This is a genomic window from Virgibacillus sp. W0430, assembly GCF_051846935.1.
Classification (GTDB): domain Bacteria; phylum Bacillota; class Bacilli; order Bacillales; family Amphibacillaceae; genus JBPYCR01.
On record NZ_JBPYCS010000024.1, the window covers coordinates 1 to 18,427 of the forward strand.

The window sequence follows — 18,427 nt, forward strand, 5'->3', positions numbered from 1 at the left end:
TGGAATTTTGATTGCAAATAAGAAAGGTGGGCATTAAATGAATAATGTAGCACTGCACAGGTTCGGTATTATTGTATTTGCAATCAAAATTCCAACAAAATATAATCAAACTATTCAAATTATACTAACCATTTAATCTACTATTAAATTTAGCAGACAAAACTATACAATAACTGCACATTCTTTCGAAAACACGACAAAAGTATTGGGTCAGAAAGAAGGTCGATAGGCTATTAATTTAAGTTCATTTTCCTTACATTATTAATTCGAAAACGTAATGGGATGGTAGTAAAGGTAGCTGCTGACAACATAAACGAGAACCATATTCCAAACCGGTAAACAAACTAATAAAAATAGTCGCTAAGTATTAATGACTTGTTTATGAAGTGCGGCGAATTATAAAGTTTAATTAAGCGTTCGTTTTATAATAATTAATTATTTTTCAAATACAGCCAATACGACTTATATACAAATAAAAAAGCCACAGAACGTAATAAAGAGCACCCTAGTGTCATTGACATCAGGGTGCTCTAGATTCTATGCTCTCTAACCTATGCGTGAGAAGCGATTGTTCTTCCTCTACTTGCATACATACACTGCTTGCATCAAAAAGTGTTTTTATGTGATCTTTTTATTTCCTGGGTATTATTCCTTATATTCTATCGGATCTTAAACAATTTTATAATATTTCACACGCTACTAAAAAGACTATTTTCCGACTTTTTATCTATGTTCTTTGTTATCCGTTTTTAAAGTTGCTAAGTATTTCACGAACTTCATCCGTTGATTCTGTACCCATCAATTGATTTCTTAATTCACTCGCTCCTGGAAACCCTTTAACGTATATTTTAAAGAAGCGACGAAGCGGTTTGAATGGACGTGGCTCTAATTCTTTTGAATACTTATCGTGAAGATCCAGCTGTAGCTTCAAGAGATTAAGCAACTCCTCGCTGCTATGATCTCTTGGTTCTTTTTCAAAGGCAAATGGATTCTTGAAAATACCTCGTCCAATCATAACGCCGTCAACACCGTATTTATCAACCAACTTTAGTCCAGTTTGACGATCTGGGATATCACCATTTATTGTCAAAAGTGTATGTGGTGCTATATGATCCCGAAGCTGCTTAATTTCAGGAATTAGCTCCCAATGTGCTGAGACATTGCTCATTTCTTTTTTTGTGCGGAGATGAATAGAGAGATTAACGATATCTTGCTTTAGTATGTGTGTCAGCCAGCCACGCCACTCATCAACTTCAGTATAGCCAAGTCTCGTTTTCACACTTACAGGTAAACCGCCTGCTTTTGCTGCTTGTATAATACGTGCTGCCGTTTCAGGATGTCGAATTAGACCGCTTCCCTTCCCTTTTGACGCTACATTAGCTACAGGACATCCCATATTAATATCGATGCCCTTAAAACCTTGTTCTGCCATCCCGATGCTCATATGCCGGAACTGTTCAGGCTTATCTCCCCATATGTGCGCAACGATTGGTTGTTCATCTTCGGTAAATGTCAATCGTCCACGAACACTAAAAACACCTTCTGGATGACAGTAGCTCTCTGTGTTCGTAAATTCGGTAAAAAAAACGTCTGGTCTAGCTGCCTTGCTTACTACATGCCTAAAAACAACATGTGTTACATCCTCCATCGGTGCCAATATAAAAAATGGACGTGGTAAATCACGCCAAAAATTCGTTGTCATAATTACATTCCAATCCTTTCATTATAAAACACGAGATCAACTTGTTTACGCGAAATTTTTTGTAGAAAAGCTTATCGTACATTGATTTAAAGGAGAAGCTAGAATGATTCTTTTAATGTTTCCATTGCTTGCTAAAATCTATTCATTTCTACTTTATTTTAACTCCAATAATTGAGATTGTCATTTTTGTAAATCTCTATTTTACGGATGTTTTTTATTTGATCCAACCAACGAGATGTACAACCTCTTGTCTAAACTCTTTAATATGCCTAAATATTAATAGTCCACAATATAAATAACAAAAAGACCCTTCATAAGTTTTATCCGCTTACGAAGGACTTTTCAATAAGGTTACATAGATTAAACTTTTATTCTAAAAAAGCAACTAGGTAAAAGCTTTGCCCGTTGTTTACCCACGATTTCAAATACGCCAACATGCATATTACTCTACACTTAATACAACGTTAATAATCTTTTTCACTTCTTTATCTCCTAGCATCGGATAGATCGGTAGCGATACTGTTCTTTCTGCCCATTGAACGGCATGCTTCAAATGACTCCCTTGTATTAAAATTTCCTTCTTCTGCACTGGTATTGCTGCCATTATATTGTTGTTCCATAATGTTTTTATTACTTTTTCTTGTTTGTTTGTACACATTACGGCACGATATCTAACGGGCTGGACATGCTTTTCAGTTTTATCTAGAAGTTTAATCCCTGCCTGTTTATATTGTTCATAAATTTCTTCTCGCCGCTTTATTATTGCCGGTAATTTACTTAATTGTACCCTGCCAATAGCCGCTTGTAAATCCGTCATTTGAAAATTAAATCTCGGATTTTTATCTCTTATCTCGTCAAAATGACGATAATCCTTTATCTTATCTATTACACGCTTGTTTGTTGAAACGATCATTCCACCTTGTCCACCGCTCGTTATCATTTTTGTTGCATAAAAAGAAAAGATTCCTATTTCGGCTTGAAGACCAATAGGCCGACCATTTACTCTCGCTCCTAACGCTTGCGCACAGTCTTCTATAAGGAGCGTATCATTATAATATTCAGTCAAATCTTGAGGAGTTCCAAACATATGAGGGACAACTCCGAATTTACTTCCCGTATTTAATAATTGATCTAGGTTAACATTTGGATGATCTTTATGCGTGTCAACAAGTATTTCTTTCCCACCTGCGAGGAAAACAGCGTTCCTTATCGCTGAACAAACGTAGCCAGGAAAAGCAACCGACTCTCCTACTATATCAAGAGCCCATAAACTTAAATATAATGCCGCAGTTCCGCTTGAAACGGCTACTGCACAATCCCGTGATATTCCAAGGAATGCACAAACTTCATCCTCAAACTTCTTTACTTCTTTTCCTTGTGCTAACCACCCTGAAGTTACCACGTTTTTAGCAGCTTTTGTTTCTTCTTCTCCCAATGTGGGCTGATTGTGAGGTATGAAATTACGGTTTAAAGATAATGTCATGCAGATTACCACCTTTTTTTCATTAAAAGTCGGCTAAACGAATAATATAATATTTTTCAGCGTACGTATATCCCGCTTCCATTCCCCGATGTTCTGCCCACTTTAATACACTTTCAGGAGATATAAGATGCCCTGAAGGCCGTATTTGGGATTGGTGTTTTTTCAAAGCTTCCACTTTCTTATGCACCGTATCTGATATATCTAAATACAATCCTCCGATATGCCAGAATTTAAAAAGCTGCCAATCGATTAAAGGGTATTCATAAAGAGCGATTAACTTAATCTTTTTATCCTTATTTGGTCGCAATGAACTTATACACGCCTTGTTTACTGCCTCGTGGTCTTGATGATAGCTTGGTAAAGGAATGAATACCATGGTAGGGTTAAATTGATCAATAATTTTATCAAATTGGCCAACTAACTCTTTTTTAGGAACCGCGTCTAAAAGAGAATCTTTGTCATCATATATTATTTCAAAATCATCACAACCTAAATAATGCATTGCCTCGGCCAGTTCCTTTTTCCTAACTTCACCAGTAATAATATTCTTCTGATGTTTATGCTGGATATCTCCAACTGTTACGACTACCACCTTCACTTTGTTTTTTAAGCGACACGCTTTTTCTATCAAACCACCACAGCCTAATACTTCGTCATCGGCATGTGGAGCAATAATTAATATTCTTTCTTTCCCTACACTAAGCATGTATTGGCCTCCTTTCCAAGCGTGCTTACGTTTTGTTATTCGTATCTCTTGATGACCTAATTAGTTTCATAGTATTTGGACCGCAGTTGAATAGCATGTCAATAATTGACATATGCGATTTGAATTTCCCCCACCTTTGAGGATATACCGGTGGATTAAATTGTTGGTAAATTAATTGAATGTTATTTTTTTCAAACCTTTTTTCATCGTTATAAACCTTAGCACCTATTCCGGATATATACCTATCCGCTTGAAGCTGCTTTATTATATTAATATTTCTTGTATTTCCTGTTCCAAAATCCACATTAAAGTCTGACTCTTTTATAATTTCCGTATCTATTTCTAATATTTCCTTCAAGTGATGAATAAGTGTGACATTTAGATCGGCTAATTTAATCCATTTCTTTTGATATATCCTCTCAAAACCTTCACGATATTCGTTGAAATAAGGAGATTTTTTATATGAATTATAAATAACGGTCCAATGACTAGCTCTCCATTTTTGTTTATTTTCAATGAGAAGTTGATTTATCGGTTTTTGTTTTCCTTTAATAGGGACGGTCAACCATTTACTCCCTTCTGGTGTTTTAACTTTGTTTCTGTGAATGAATTCAGATTTAGTAAACATGGCAGTATCTAATAAAATAAATTTATTGACACGATCCATTTTGTCCCAAAACCCGGCCCACGGTAGATAGTTCGGCTGATGTATGGCGACCTTCATTACATTTTTCACTCTTTTCTTTGTGTTCCATCTTTTAATTTTTATTCTTTAATACATTATGCTTGATTAACAGTTTCTGTATAGACAATGATACTAATGAGATCGCTCATTTAATCTGGTGAATCTATTCCTCTAAACAAAAAAACTGCCAAAAAAGATATTGGACAGTGCTTTTACAATCATTTACTTGAGTCAATTTCATAATGGCCATTTTTAAGAAATCACAAAAGAACAGAATTTTAAAATCCACTTAAAAATTTAAAGCTAGATTGGTATCTGCTGTGTTCCATCCGGATCCACTCCGCTTTCCGCAGGCAACGCCTCAACTAATTTTAAAAGTTTTTCCTTAAACTTTTAAAATGGATTTTCGGCTGTTGCTTTTCCTGCAGGAGTCTGCGTGGATCCCTATTCCACACAGACGAATTGGTGTTGCTATGCAACCTCTGTTTCTTGGTTGAATGCTGTATGAATTCGATCAACTGCTAATTTAGATGCATTGTACATTAAAGTGACTATAAATTATGAAATTCATTTACTTGTTATAAATGATTTCCAGTTCGTACCGATTCCCTCCATTTTAATCCTGTACCTTTCAGGACTGTTATGATCGTTTTCCAAATAATATATGTGAACAAGTACCGATAAGCCAATCGTTGAACAAATATCCATTTTAGTGTTTTTTTATTTTCCTTTTCAAGCATAAATGCATAGACAGAAGCGATCGTATCTGTAACGAAAAAAAATAAAAAGAACAAGAAAACAACGTAGTTCCCATAAATAGCGAATGTAATTATAAAAAGAATATCCACTAAAGGAATCGTTAAATAAAATAAATAAATCATTAACATGTTCGGTACAGCAAAGTATTTTAAATAGTTATTTTTAGAAAGTCGAATCATTTTTCTGTTTTTCCATAAGCTTTGCAAAATCCCATAAGACCAGCGTAGTCGTTGCTTAAGAAACGCTTGCACCGTTTCTGGACATTCTTCATAAGTTATAGCCCGATCTTCATAAATAATCCGATAGTTACGACTTATAACCTTCAAAGTAATATCTGTATCTTCTGCCAATGTATCGTGGTCGTAATATCCTATTTCCTTAATTAGACTTCGACGCCAGGCACTGTTCGAGCCAGGTACAATTGTTATGCAATTTAAATAATCCAACGCTCTTTTCTCCAGATTATTTGCCGTTACATATTCAATATGCTGCCAGATCGGAAGCTGTCTTTTAGCATTCCCAATTTTACAATTACCGGAAACTGCTGCTACATCATCATCTTTAAAATGACGAACCAAATAACTAATTGTATCCTTTAATAACAGGTTATCCGCATCTATGGTAACGACAATTTCTCCTTTTGCTTTTTTAAAACCTTTATTTAATGCCGTTGATTTACCACCATTTATTTTTGAAATGAGTTTAATTCGTTTATGTTTACGTGCTATTTTTTTTACAATATAATTTGTTCGATCTGTTGAACCATCATCTACTACAATAATTTCATAAATTGGATAATTACTATTCAGGACAGAATATATTGTTTTTTTTATGCCAACATCCTCATTATAAGCTGGAATAATAACACTAACTAATGGCGTATAATCGTCGCTAACGCTTTCGCCTTTACCATTTTTGCTCGCTTGCCTCCCACTCAAGTACATAAAGATACACAAGCGTAACATCCCAATAATAATGGTAATTAACAAATAAAAAGTAAAAGTTATGATCAAAAAGGAAATAACAGATTGTGTAATAATAGGAAGACTTTTTTTAATATAAAAAACAGTTATACTAACAATAAGCCACGTATAGCCGCAAAGAAAAAGGAATAAGCCAACCGTCTTTAATACTTTCCACCTTTTGCCCTCAGAATCATAGAAAACAGATCGCTTCATTTATTCACCGCCTCTATATTTAATTATATGTAATAAAAATGGGATGGTTTTACCAATTAATCCAAAAGGGCTATCGTCATGGCTTCGTTTTACATGTTTTAAATTTAATTAACGATGAAAAGGAAGAAAACAATTTCATCGTTCTCTCCCTTGCATTTCAGGATTTCCCTTCTATAAATCCAGTATCATTAAATTGTCACCTCGGTTCATTAAGAATGTCCCGATAATGATTGACAGTAGCAAAGCCTATGGATAAATCAAATTATTTCCACATCAATTACACTGGAAAGTGGAATTTCTTCTTTACGATCGGAGTATAACTGCAAACAAGCATTTCTTTTATCGACTTGCAGCAACCTTCCACATATTTTCTCCAAGTAATGGGTACGGTGCATTGTAACTTTCACACTACTATTTGCACGTAAAGCCTCGGTTAGTTCTCGGTTTATTTTGGCCTTCTGTTGTTCGTCCAATATCGGTTTTTCTTGATAGGACGTTTCTGCGAATGCTTGCTGGAGCATTTCCACATGCTCAGGAAGCATTAATGCTGTCCATTTTTTAGTACCGCGATCTTGCATACGCACACTTATGCCCCTTTCTTTTTACGCATTGGCGCCAATGATAAAATGTTATCCACTCTAAATGTTCTAACTTCCTTTTTTAAAAAACAATATGCTTTAATATACTGCTCGTTTACAGCCAATACACGAATGACACGGCGTGAAACTTGGTTGTCTCGTGACAAATAAATAATGTCTATCTTTTCCTTGGATTGTATAGCTCTCGATATTATTTTTTTCATTTCGAACCCCCAAGAGAACGTTTGTTCGTATTTTATCATAAAGAGAAAGCTAGAGCAAAAGAATAATTTTCCATTGATAAATTCAACTGCTCTTTCTATACTATAATAGAAACGTATGTTCTGTTTTAGGGGTGTGTATATAATGGATTATTCACTATATCCTCGTAATGATGTTCTTTGTATTGATATGCGTTCTTTTTACGCAAGTGTTGAAGCGGTTAAATTAGGGCTTGACCCTATGAAGGTCATGCTTGCTGTTGTCGGGGATACAAGTCGCCCTGGAAGTATTGTTTTAGCTGCTTCGCCGATGTTAAAAGAGAAGTATGGAATCAGTAATGTCAGTCGCTTTTTTGAATTACCGAACGATCCGAAAATATATATTGTCAATGCAAACATGGCCGATTATTTACACACATCCATTGCTATTGTGAAGCTACTCCATCAATATGCTCCCAAGGAAGCCATTCATCCGTATTCGGTTGATGAAATTTGGGTCACTGTAAACGGACTGCAAAGATTATTTGGAGATCGATGGGAAATTGCAAAACAAATTAAGCGGGATATCCTACAACGCTTTAACTTAACTTGTTCGATTGGTATTGGCGACAATAAGTTTCTCGCTAAAGTTGTTATGGATTTGCATGCAAAAAAAGTGGGTATCGCGGAATGCACCTATGAGGATGTAAAAGAAAAGCTATGGCCTTTCCCTGTCGAATCTATTTGGGGAATCGGCACTCGCATGAAACGTAATTTGAACAACATGGGCATTATAACGCTTGAACAACTAGCCAACTATGATCGAACTCGGCTTAAAAAGCGATTTGGTGTTATGGGCGAGCAATTATATTGGCATGCCTGGGGAATTGATTTAAGCCCCGTTTTTGGTAACTTTTTGAAAACGGAACAAAAAAGCTTTGGACATGGCATTTCTTTATTGCGAGACTACTCCGAATCCGAAGCGCTTATCTGTATTCTCGACCTTTGTGAAGAAGTGTGTCGTAGAGCACGTTCAAGTCATCAAGCAGGAAAAACTGTTCATCTAGGCATCGTGTATTCAAAAGATACAGGTGGTGGTTTTTCTCGCTCTCAATCCATGTTGTCACCGACGAACATAACAATGGAAGTATATACTATGTGCTTGCAATTGTTTCAACGCTTTTATGATGGGAAAAGCATGATCAGACGGGTCTACGTGACATTAACAAACTTAACTAACGAGCAAAATATTCAGTTGCATTTATTTGAAAAAGATACGAAAAAAAATGAGATCGGCTATGTTATGGACGCTATTCGTGATAAATACGGAGCAACCGCCCTTTTGCGAGCTTCCAGTTATACAGATGCTGGTATATTGCTCGAGCGTAGCAAAAAAATTGGTGGACATTATGCAGAAGCTAAAAACAACGATTCCACGTAGACACTTGTCAACAGTATATTTTAAAAGAACACGCATCGTTCTTTATCGATCGATGCGTGTTTTGCTTAATTAAACCGAATTAAAAAGTATTTTTTTCTACCACGGCGAATAATTGTAAATGTATCCTCGATACGGTCCGTTTCCGAAAGCTGATAATCCAACTGTTGATTTCGTTCTCCATTAACGTAAATCGCACCATTTTTAATATCTTCTCGAGCTTGGCGTTTAGACGATGAAATGGAAGCCTCAACAAGCAAATCGACCAGATTTATATTTGCTTTGGCAATGGTTTCTGTTGGAACATCTTTAAAACCTTGCTCTATCTCATTAGCAGTTAATTTTTTCAAATCACCACTAAAAAGAGATTCGGATATTTTGATCGCTTGTTGGAATGCTTGCTCCCCGTGAACAGTTTTTGTCATTTCTTCCGCAAGTCGTTTTTGAGCAACACGATCTCCTGGATTATGATCTACTTCTGTTTGCAATGCAGCAAGCTCATCTTGTGCAAGAAAAGTAAAGAAATTTAAAAACTTCATAACGTCTCTGTCATCTGTGTTAAACCAAAATTGATAAAATTCATACGGTGATGTTTTCTCAGCATCGAGCCAGATCGCTCCACCTGCAGTCTTTCCAAACTTTGTTCCATCTGCTTTTGTAATGAGCGGCACCGTTAACCCAAATACCTTTATTTCTTCTTCCCCTTTTGACCGGCGAATAAATTCCATCCCAGCGGTAATATTCCCCCACTGGTCACTTCCACCAATTTGTAATGTGCAATTTTCTTGTTCGTATAGCTTTAGGAAATCAAGAGATTGCAGGATCATGTAACTAAATTCCGCGTACGTTATCCCCTGTTCAATTCGGCTCGTCACTGCATCTTTAGCCAACATATAATTAATTCCAAAATGCTTACCCGCATCACGCAAAAAATCGATTGCAGTCATACTCGCCAGCCAGTCATGGTTATTTCGTGCAACTGCCGCATTAGTGCCATGGTCAAAATTTAACAATCGAGCAAGCTGCTGCTCAATTTTATCACTAAACCCTTTAACAACCGCTGCCGTGTTTAATGAGCGTTCAGTTGAACGTCCACTCGGATCACCAATCATTCCTGTTCCACCACCGATTAAAGCGATCGGCTTATGTCCCGCCTGTTGGAATCTTTTTAGCATAGTGATAGGCAATAAATGACCAATATGCAAACTATCTGCAGTTGGATCAAAACCACAGTATAATGTAACTTGATTTTCTTTTAAATGCTTTTCCAATCCTTCTCTATCAGTCGTTTGTTGAATCAACCCTCGACGTTCTAAATCTTGTAAAATGTCCATTTACTTCGCACTCCGTCCTTTAATATTTAATTTTTAAACACAAAAAAACCCCGCCCTCTAAAAAGGGACGAGATTACCGCGGTACCACCCTTGTTGCATATACCAATGCCACTTAAATGGTTGGTAACGATGGCTCCACCGTTCTCTTTTTTAAAACAAAAAGAAAATGCTCCAGAATTGTAATTCGCCTGCAAATATATATCGGCTCGCACCAACCGCCGACTCTCTTAAACAGTGATCTGCAATGCTACTTGAATCCTTCTTCGCATCAATATATACAATTATATTATATTTTTACCATAATTCATTTTAAAAATCAATTGTTGCCCTTGATTGAGTCAAGTATTTGTGAGTGTTATTTTAAGAAGTTAAAAAACCTCTCTTTGTATTCGTTAATTTTAGTATTGATTCCTACCGACCGCAGTAGATATACACGAAGACTCCAGCGGGAATAGCAAACGTCTGAAGACCCCGCAGGAAGTCGTTTTCTTCCGAGGAGGCTGAAGCCGTGCCCGCGGAAAGCATCCACCTGCAGTGAATATCAACGGTGTTATTCATGTGTATATCGTTCGAAGTAAAATTGATCACATATTATCTACTTAGATTCGTGCATCTGTTCCCCCACAAACATTTCCGTTGCCCTTTTTTGAATGAGTAACGTATTTGTGGGTGGATATATACAATCTTGAAAAACACCTTTTTTGTATAGATTTTTTTCAAGATGCTGCGGCTATTCATCATATACGAACCACATATAAAATTACTTATAGCTTTAACTATCGTCACCGTTGCCATTTCTGCGGGCAATGCCTTAACTAAGTGAAGAAGTTTTCCAACTTCTTCACTGGATTTTCGGCTGTTGCTTTTCCTGCTCGAGTCTGCGTATATGACAACGGCTATTGATGTAATAAAACCATAGATAGAGTCCGCTTAGTCCCTTAATACAACCATAAGATTGGTGAGATTACACCTTTACTTATCTCGTTCATAGACTATAATCGCCTTTCGTGGAAGTACCTATTTTCTTACCACCGAATAAGTGCGTTACAATAAATCGTTCATATGCTCTCCCACAAACATTTTACGCATACCGCTTTTCTTGTACACGGATAAAATGGATTGTGCTATAATAGGAATGATTTTAGGAGGTTAACTATGGATATAAAACAATTTTTTCATAAATATATGGAAAAGATAAAGACTGCTTGGAAAAAGGGGATTATACAGCGTTCCTCTCGGATTACATATGATGTTATTTGGAATGTTATTTTATTTTTCATTATTGTTGGAGCGGTTGGTATTATATTTGCTGGTGGTGTCGGAGCCGGCTATTTTGCATCGCTCGTAAAGGACGAGCCAGTACGAAGCTATGAAAGTATGAAAAAAGACATTTATAATTATGAAGAAACTACCAAAATGTATTTCGCCGGTGAAAAGTATATTGGAGATGTTCGATCGGACCTGCATCGCGAAGAAACATCTTTGGAAAACGTATCAGACACGCTTATTAACGCAGTTATTGCAACGGAAGATGAGTTTTTTGAAGAACATAATGGAATTGTACCAAAAGCAATTATACGGGCTATTTATCAAGAGGCAACGAATTCAGACACAAAAACAGGTGGAAGTACGCTAACACAGCAGTTAATCAAAAACCAAATTTTAACAAATGAAGTTTCATTCGATCGAAAAGCAAAAGAAATTGTTTTAGCACTGCGTCTCGAAAACTTTTTTGACAAAGATGAAATATTAGAAGCATACTTAAATGTTATTCCTTACGGTAGAAATGCATCTGGCGATAATATCGCAGGTATACAGACAGCTGCTAAAGGGGTTTTTGGCATTTCTGCTAATGAAGTGAATCTACCACAAGCAGCTTATTTAGCTGGTCTACCACAAAGTCCTTCCATGTATACACCATTTGTGAACACAGGAGGACTAAAGAGTGAGGAAGGGTTACAACCAGGTATCAATCGAATGAAGTCTGTACTCAAACGGATGTACGATGCCAAGTATATAACAGAGCAAGAATATAAAGAAGCGTTAGAGTATGACATCACAGCTGATTTCGCAAAAAAACAAGACTCCCCACGCGATAAATATCCGCATCTCGTCAATGCAATTCAAGAAGAAGCGCAAATAATTTTAATGGAAAAATTGGCGAAAGATAACGGATATACTATGGAAGATTTAAAGGAAAATGAAGATTTAAAAGAACAATATGAAATACTAGCAAAACGGGATTTGGCAATGAAAGGATATAACATCCATTCAACCATTGATAAAGAAATCTATGAAGCAATGCAAAAGGTTGCGCAGGAATACCAATTCTATGGACCGGATAAAACCGTAACAGTGAAAGATCCTGAAACAGGAAAAACGATTCAAAAGAAAGAGCAGGTTCAAACAGGGGCTTATTTAGTAGACAATAAAACAGGAAGAACGATAAGCTTTGTCGGTGGTCGAGAGTTTACAGAAGATAATCAAATTAACTATGCATTTAGACAACGACAAATAGGAAGTACAGCTAAACCACTCGCTGTGTACGCTCCAGCAATGGAAAAAGGAGAAGTACAACCAGGATCTGTTATAGCAGATATCCCAACCTCTTTTAGAGGGCATAGTTTTGGTAACTATGGCGGTGGAAATTACGGGCTTGTTTCGGCACGAAAAGCATTAGCAAGCTCTTATAACCGACCTGCTGTTAAAGTATATGACAAAATATTGAACAGCAGACCCGCAGAGGAATATTTAGAGAAGATGGGCATTACATCTTTGACAGATATCGATAAAGAATCATATTCAATGGCTTTAGGAGGTATGACATACGGAGCAACAGTAGAAGAAACCGTAAATGCATTTTCAACCTTTGGAAACCTTGGACAATTTAAAGATGCCTATATGATTGAAAAGATTACAACAAATGATGGGGAAATTATTTACGAGCATGAAGCGGTTGTAGTTGATGTATTTTCTCCACAAACGGCTTATTTAACAATTGACATGATGCGTGATGTCATACGAGCTGGTACCGCATTTTATTTAAATTCACAGCTCAAGCATGGTGGGGTTGATTGGGCAGGAAAGACCGGTACGTCGAATGACTATTGGGATGCTTGGTTTATCGGAACGAACCCGAACGTGACATTCGGTACGTGGATCGGCTACAAAGAACCGAGCTCGATCCAATGCCGCAGCTGTTCTTTAAGTTACAGTAAGCGAAATTTGAAGTTATGGGCTGAGCTAATAAACGCTGCAGCAGATGTTAATCCCGAATTAATTGCACCAAAAGAACGCTTCAAACAACCTGGAGGACTTGTACGTCGAAGTTATTGTGCGATTTCAGGTATGTTACCATCTGACCTATGTAAAAAAGCAGGACTTATCCGCACCGACCTATTTAATGCTAAGTTTGTTCCTAAAAAAGTTGATGATAGCTTAATTGCTGGGAAAGGCGGAGCAACGGTCATCGTTGATGGCAAGGAAGTAATTGCCGGTCCAAATACACCAGATGAGTTTACTGTCGGTGACGGGGTAGGATTAGAGTTTAACCCAGACTTCATTAAACGGATGGGTTACGATAAACTAGCAGACATTACAATGCTCTTTCCTCGGCAAAACCGGGAGCTGTGGGAGAAGATTGGCTACTCTGGTATTGATGCCAGTGATGCTGTCAAAGACGATGGTAAAGCGCCAGCTGCACCTAGCACTGTAAACATATCAGGAAATAAATTAGCTTGGAATAAATCAGGAAACAAAGACGTTGTCGGCTATCGTATTTTTTACAAGCCGGAAAATGGCAATTCCTTTAAATTAATTGGACATACGATCGATACGACATATCCAATCTCAACTAATCCAGGAGCATATCATGTAAAGGCAGTTGACTATTTCGGTTTAGAATCAAATGCTTCCAAAGAGGCAATTATTGAAAAGAAAGAACCTGAAAAAAAGCCGGAACAAAAGGAGCCAGGTAAGAGCCCTGATGAAAATAAAAAGCCAAAAGACGAGGAACAAAAAGGGGATCAGAAAGACGAGCAAAATAACAATAACGATAAAGGCAACAACGGCAATACAGAAAATAAAGAGAATGATGCAAATAAGGATAAAGATAAGAACGAAGCGGACAATTAATGAAAATAGAGGTTCTTAGTCAAAAGGGATGGTATTTTATACCACCCCTTTTTTTATGAGCTTGGGACAAATGTGTTTCATCTAAACATAGAAACCGATCAATTCGATTTGCTTTATATTTGGCCACCTTTTGGAATACTCAACAAGTAATAGAAGCCAAAAAACCCAACGAGCGTTCAAAAAAAACGCTCGTTGGGTTTTATTACGTTTCTGGTTCTGTATTTTCTTCCAAAATAACGATTTCTACGCGCCGATTTTGACTCCAATTTGCCGCAGAATCGTTAGGAACGAGCGGTCGCGTATCGCCATAACCGGCAACCGAAAATCGTGATTCATCCAAGTCATTTTTATTCATTAAGTAACGTATAACGCTGCCAGCTCTCGCCCCGGACAATTCCCAGTTCGACGGATACCGATAATTGGAAATCGGCCGATTATCCGTATGTCCTTCTACTTTTACATGATTCGGTATTTTAAGCAATAAAGTGCCAATTTCGTTTAAAAACGGTTTTCCTGAATCAAGAATTTCTGCTTCTCCAGAATCAAATAAGACCCTTTCTTGCAATACGAGTACTACTCCACGCTCTGTTCTATTAGCGGATACGACGTCGTTTAATCCATGCTCATTTAAGAAGTTTTCTACATTATTCATAAGTTGGCTTAACGAATCTTGTTGTTGATCCTTATCCGTAGTGTCTTTTTTTAGAGTAGGGGTTTGAAATTCATTCGAATTATCCCCTTTCTCCTGATGACTCGAACTTTGCGTTGGATTTTCCATTGGTATGGGAGATGGGTAAAAGTCAAATATCATCCGATTTCTAAAGGACTCAGAAACTGCTTCAAACTTCACTAAATCGATTTGTGAAAATGAAAATAATAGAATAAAAAAAACGAGAATAAGCGTGACCATATCGGAGTAGGTAACCATCCACTTAGGAGCACCGCCTTTTTGGGATCTCCTTACTCGTCTACGCCTCATTTACGTTCTCTCCTACTAGCACGGATTGTTCCTCATCATCGGTATTAACTTCACTAGCAAGAAAAGCACTAAGCTTTTCTTCTAAAATCCTCGGGTTTTGACCAGATTGCACACCAATAACCCCTTCAATAATAATCTGTTTAATAAATACTTCTTCTTCCGTCTTAATTTCTAAATTATTCGCCATTGGTAGAAATACAAGATTCGCTAATACCGTTCCATATAGAGTCGTTAATAAAGCGACTGCCATATTTGGCCCAAGACTCGCTGGATCGTCGAGACTCCGAAGCATTAGAACAAGTCCGATTAACGTTCCAATCATCCCCCAAGCCGGCGCGTACTCCCCGCATTTTTCGATAATCGATCGACCCTTATAGTGCCTTTCCTCCATTGCTGTAATTTCTGCATTCATAATTTCATTAATTACTTCTGGCTCAATACCATCAACGGCAAGGAGTATCCCTTTTTTAATAAATTTGTCTTCCACAACGTCTAATTCATTCTCTAACGAAAGAATTCCTTCTCTTCGTGCTCGTTCAGATAAACGTATAAACAGTCCGATTAATTCGGGCAGACGCTGATCGTTTTTATGGAAGGCCTCTTTCAATACTTTACGAACCAATTTTAACTGCTCCAGTTTAAAATTAATTAGTAAAGAACCGATCAATCCCCCAATAACAACAAAAATAGAAGCTATATCAAGAAATGATGCCATGCCATCTCTGCCAGCATTAGATAGAATAGCAAGCATTATCATGATAAAGCCTAATGTAATGCCAATAGGAGTTAATAAGTCTATTTTTCTCATGTGCTACCTCTCCCAATTTACATATGGTATCAAATATTCGACTACTCAATATATCGGCATTATTTTCTTTTTGTTGAGTTTCGCTCAATAATTCGATGCGGTAAAATTACTTTTGTTTCTTCAACCTCTTCCTTGTTCATATACTTCGTCAAAAGACGCATGGCAACTGCACCGATATCATACATTGGTTGTACAATCGTTGTTAGTGTAGGACGAACCATTGTGGCAATTCTCGTATTGTTAAAGCCAAATATCTCAATATCCTCTGGCACATTATATCCACTGTCTTGCGCACCATGAATAACTCCTAGCGCCATTTCATCGGAAACAACAAATACAGACGTAGGCTTTTCGTCTAAAGCAAGAAGCTGATTTACACCATTGATGCCAGCGTCATAAGAAGAATCTCCTTTTATAATGAATGATTCATTCACTTCAATAGAAGATTCTCTAATTGCACGAAGATAGCCTTTATACTTAAGCTCATTTGCTTTTATATCATCCTCACTAGTAATAATAGCGGGCTGACCATTTCTTTGGTTGATTAAATACATCGTTGCTTCATAAGCGGCTTCTTCATAGTCGATGTTAACAGAAGGAATCGTATCCGTTTCATCATACGTTGCAGCGAGCACAACCGGTACCGAAGATGATGAAAACTGTTGAATATGCTCATCGGTTATATTACTGCCCATAAAAATAATTCCATCTACTTGCTTTTCAAGCATTGTATTTATAAGCTGTAATTCCTTATCTTTATTTTGATCTGAATTACTCAAAATCATATTGTACTTATACATCGTAGCAATATCTTCAATACCTCTAGCTAGTTCAGAGAAAAAAATGCTTGAAATATCAGGGATAATCGCACCAACCGTTGTCGTTTTTTTACTCGCTAGTCCTCTCGCTACAGCATTTGGCCGATAACCTAGTCGTTCAATCGTAGCAAGGACTTTTTTTCGTGTCGTCGGTTTCACATTTGGATTGCCATTAACAACACGAGATACTGTCGCCATGGACACATTCGCTTCTCTAGCAACATCATATATCGTAATACTCATTTTTATCGCCTCCTAGGACTTTCTGCTTCTTTGGATATATCATACTGTACGATGAGAAGAAACACAAAAGATTACGGCTGAACGAACAATATCATTCAGCCGTACTAATCGTTGTATTTTAGAGTACTCGAATAAGTGTGAGAATAGTTTTTCGCTCTATTCTTCTACCCGGTAATTAGAATACCTCGTTTTTTATTTAACTGAATTAGAAAATTGATTAAGTTCGTTCATGAAGTTATCGAATGTTGGGATATCCATTTGCTGTGCAGCATCTGAAAGTGCAACAGCTGGATCTGGATGAACTTCAGCCATAATTCCATCCGCACCAATTGCAATAGCCGCTTTGGCAGTTGGAATTAATAAATCCCGTCTACCTGTTGAATGGGTAACGTCAACGAGCACTGGTAAATGTGTTTCCTGCTTTAAAATTGGTACCGCAGAAATATCGAGTGTATTTCTTGTCGCTTTTTCGTACGTTCTAATTCCTCGTTCACATAGTATAATGTTTCCGTTTCCTCGAGAAATAATGTATTCTGCTGCGTTTATGAATTCCGAAATAGTAGCAGACAAGCCTCTTTTCAGAACGACAGGTTTATTGACGTCACCTGCAGCTTTTAAGAGCTCAAAGTTTTGCATATTCCGCGCACCGATCTGAATGACATCAATATAATCAACCGCTTCTTCAATATGGGCAGGATTAACGATTTCACTAACTACAGCCAAATCGTATTCATCCGCAACTCTTTTTAAAATTTTTAGTCCTTCTAAGCCCAACCCTTGGAAATCATAAGGAGAAGTTCTTGGCTTAAAAGCACCACCACGTAAAAGCTTTAATCCTTTTGCTTTAACCGTTTTAGCTACTTCTGCTACTTGCTCATAGCTTTCAACGGCACACGGTCCTACAATATAGTGTGTATCGCCATCTCCGAACTGCACGCCTTTAATATCGATAATAGTATCCTCTGGCTTTTTCTTACGAGATACGAGCAATTCCTTTTTATGATCGTCCTCTTGAATTTCTAGACCTGCTTTAAAAATTTCTTTGAATATATGCGTAATTGTAGAATTCGCAAAAGGCCCATCGTTGTTTTGAATGATTCGATCAAGCATATCTCGCTCTCTTACAGGGTCAAAGCGCTGTGTACTTTGCTTCCCCTTTATTTCACCTATCTGTTGTACCAACGCAGCACGCTTATTGATCAATCCAAGCAACTGTAAATTCAAGTCATCTAATTGATCTCTCAGCTCTTCCATACGGTTTTGACTCATTATCATACTCTCCCTCAACTCATATTACTAAAAATAAGTTAGAACCAATTATAGCGAATAATTTTTTCTTTGTCATTATTAAGTCTATAATAGATTATATATTCTTCTTTCAT

The 18,427-nt window shown here is 37.1% G+C and carries 14 protein-coding genes and 1 other annotated feature; of the genes, 2 read left to right on the top strand and 12 right to left on the bottom strand.

Features of this window, described 5'->3' with window-relative positions; all coding sequences use genetic code 11:
• Positions 1-739 precede the first annotated feature (739 nt).
• The 7 genes from ACLIBH_RS11380 to ACLIBH_RS11410 form a co-directional block, all read right to left on the bottom strand.
• The gene (locus ACLIBH_RS11380) at positions 740-1,702 is read right to left on the bottom strand and encodes a tRNA dihydrouridine synthase (protein ID WP_439316825.1); all 963 of its coding nucleotides are present in this window, start codon (positions 1,700-1,702) and stop codon (positions 740-742) included.
• Between the two features lie 442 nt (positions 1,703-2,144).
• Complete coding sequence (locus tag ACLIBH_RS11385; RefSeq protein ID WP_439316826.1) at positions 2,145-3,185, bottom strand: DegT/DnrJ/EryC1/StrS family aminotransferase; 1,041 nt, start codon at positions 3,183-3,185, stop codon at positions 2,145-2,147.
• A gap of 22 nt (positions 3,186-3,207) precedes the next feature.
• Positions 3,208-3,891 (bottom strand): PIG-L deacetylase family protein, encoded by a 684-nt coding sequence (locus ACLIBH_RS11390; protein ID WP_439316827.1) that lies wholly within the window; start codon positions 3,889-3,891, stop codon positions 3,208-3,210.
• Between the two features lie 25 nt (positions 3,892-3,916).
• On the bottom strand, positions 3,917-4,615 hold the full coding sequence (locus ACLIBH_RS11395; protein ID WP_439316828.1) for a WbqC family protein: 699 nt from the start codon (positions 4,613-4,615) through the stop codon (positions 3,917-3,919).
• Between the two features lie 539 nt (positions 4,616-5,154).
• Entirely contained in the window at positions 5,155-6,513 is a 1,359-nt protein-coding gene (locus ACLIBH_RS11400; RefSeq protein ID WP_439316829.1) for a glycosyltransferase, read from the bottom strand.
• A gap of 257 nt (positions 6,514-6,770) precedes the next feature.
• Positions 6,771-7,091, bottom strand: coding sequence for a YolD-like family protein (locus ACLIBH_RS11405; protein WP_439316856.1), 321 nt, complete (start codon positions 7,089-7,091; stop codon positions 6,771-6,773).
• 8 nt (positions 7,092-7,099) lie between these two features.
• Positions 7,100-7,315: a WYL domain-containing protein gene (locus ACLIBH_RS11410; RefSeq protein ID WP_439316830.1), complete on the bottom strand. Its 216-nt coding sequence runs from the start codon at positions 7,313-7,315 to the stop codon at positions 7,100-7,102.
• A 142-nt stretch (positions 7,316-7,457) separates the two neighbouring features.
• Here ACLIBH_RS11410 and ACLIBH_RS11415 point away from each other — a divergent pair, with 142 nt between their 5' ends.
• Positions 7,458-8,732: a DNA polymerase IV gene (locus ACLIBH_RS11415; RefSeq protein ID WP_439316831.1), complete on the top strand. Its 1,275-nt coding sequence runs from the start codon at positions 7,458-7,460 to the stop codon at positions 8,730-8,732.
• A gap of 65 nt (positions 8,733-8,797) precedes the next feature.
• On the opposite strand, the gene tyrS is transcribed toward ACLIBH_RS11415, so the two are convergent.
• Positions 8,798-10,063 carry a tyrosine--tRNA ligase gene (gene tyrS, locus ACLIBH_RS11420; protein WP_439316832.1) on the bottom strand — a complete coding sequence of 422 codons (1,266 nt, stop codon included), beginning with the start codon at positions 10,061-10,063 and terminating at the stop codon, positions 8,798-8,800.
• Between the two features lie 60 nt (positions 10,064-10,123).
• Positions 10,124-10,336: a binding site (T-box leader), on the bottom strand.
• 882 nt (positions 10,337-11,218) lie between these two features.
• On the opposite strand from tyrS, the gene ACLIBH_RS11425 reads away from it, so the two are divergent.
• Positions 11,219-14,197, top strand: coding sequence for a transglycosylase domain-containing protein (locus ACLIBH_RS11425; RefSeq protein ID WP_439316833.1), 2,979 nt, complete (start codon positions 11,219-11,221; stop codon positions 14,195-14,197).
• Positions 14,198-14,399: 202 nt separating this feature from the next.
• On the opposite strand, the gene motS is transcribed toward ACLIBH_RS11425, so the two are convergent.
• From motS to ACLIBH_RS11445, 4 genes are all read right to left on the bottom strand, one after another.
• A complete protein-coding gene (gene motS, locus ACLIBH_RS11430) occupies positions 14,400-15,176 on the bottom strand; it encodes a flagellar motor protein MotS (RefSeq protein ID WP_439316834.1) in 777 nt (258 codons plus the stop codon).
• Positions 15,166-15,984 carry a flagellar motor protein MotP gene (gene motP / locus ACLIBH_RS11435; RefSeq protein ID WP_439316835.1) on the bottom strand — a complete coding sequence of 273 codons (819 nt, stop codon included), beginning with the start codon at positions 15,982-15,984 and terminating at the stop codon, positions 15,166-15,168. Before motP ends, motS begins: the two co-directional genes overlap by 11 nt.
• A gap of 59 nt (positions 15,985-16,043) precedes the next feature.
• Positions 16,044-17,045, bottom strand: coding sequence for a catabolite control protein A (ccpA, locus tag ACLIBH_RS11440; protein WP_439316836.1), 1,002 nt, complete (start codon positions 17,043-17,045; stop codon positions 16,044-16,046).
• A gap of 192 nt (positions 17,046-17,237) precedes the next feature.
• Positions 17,238-18,314: a bifunctional 3-deoxy-7-phosphoheptulonate synthase/chorismate mutase gene (locus ACLIBH_RS11445; protein WP_439316837.1), complete on the bottom strand. Its 1,077-nt coding sequence runs from the start codon at positions 18,312-18,314 to the stop codon at positions 17,238-17,240.
• Between the last annotated feature and the right edge of the window lie 113 nt (positions 18,315-18,427).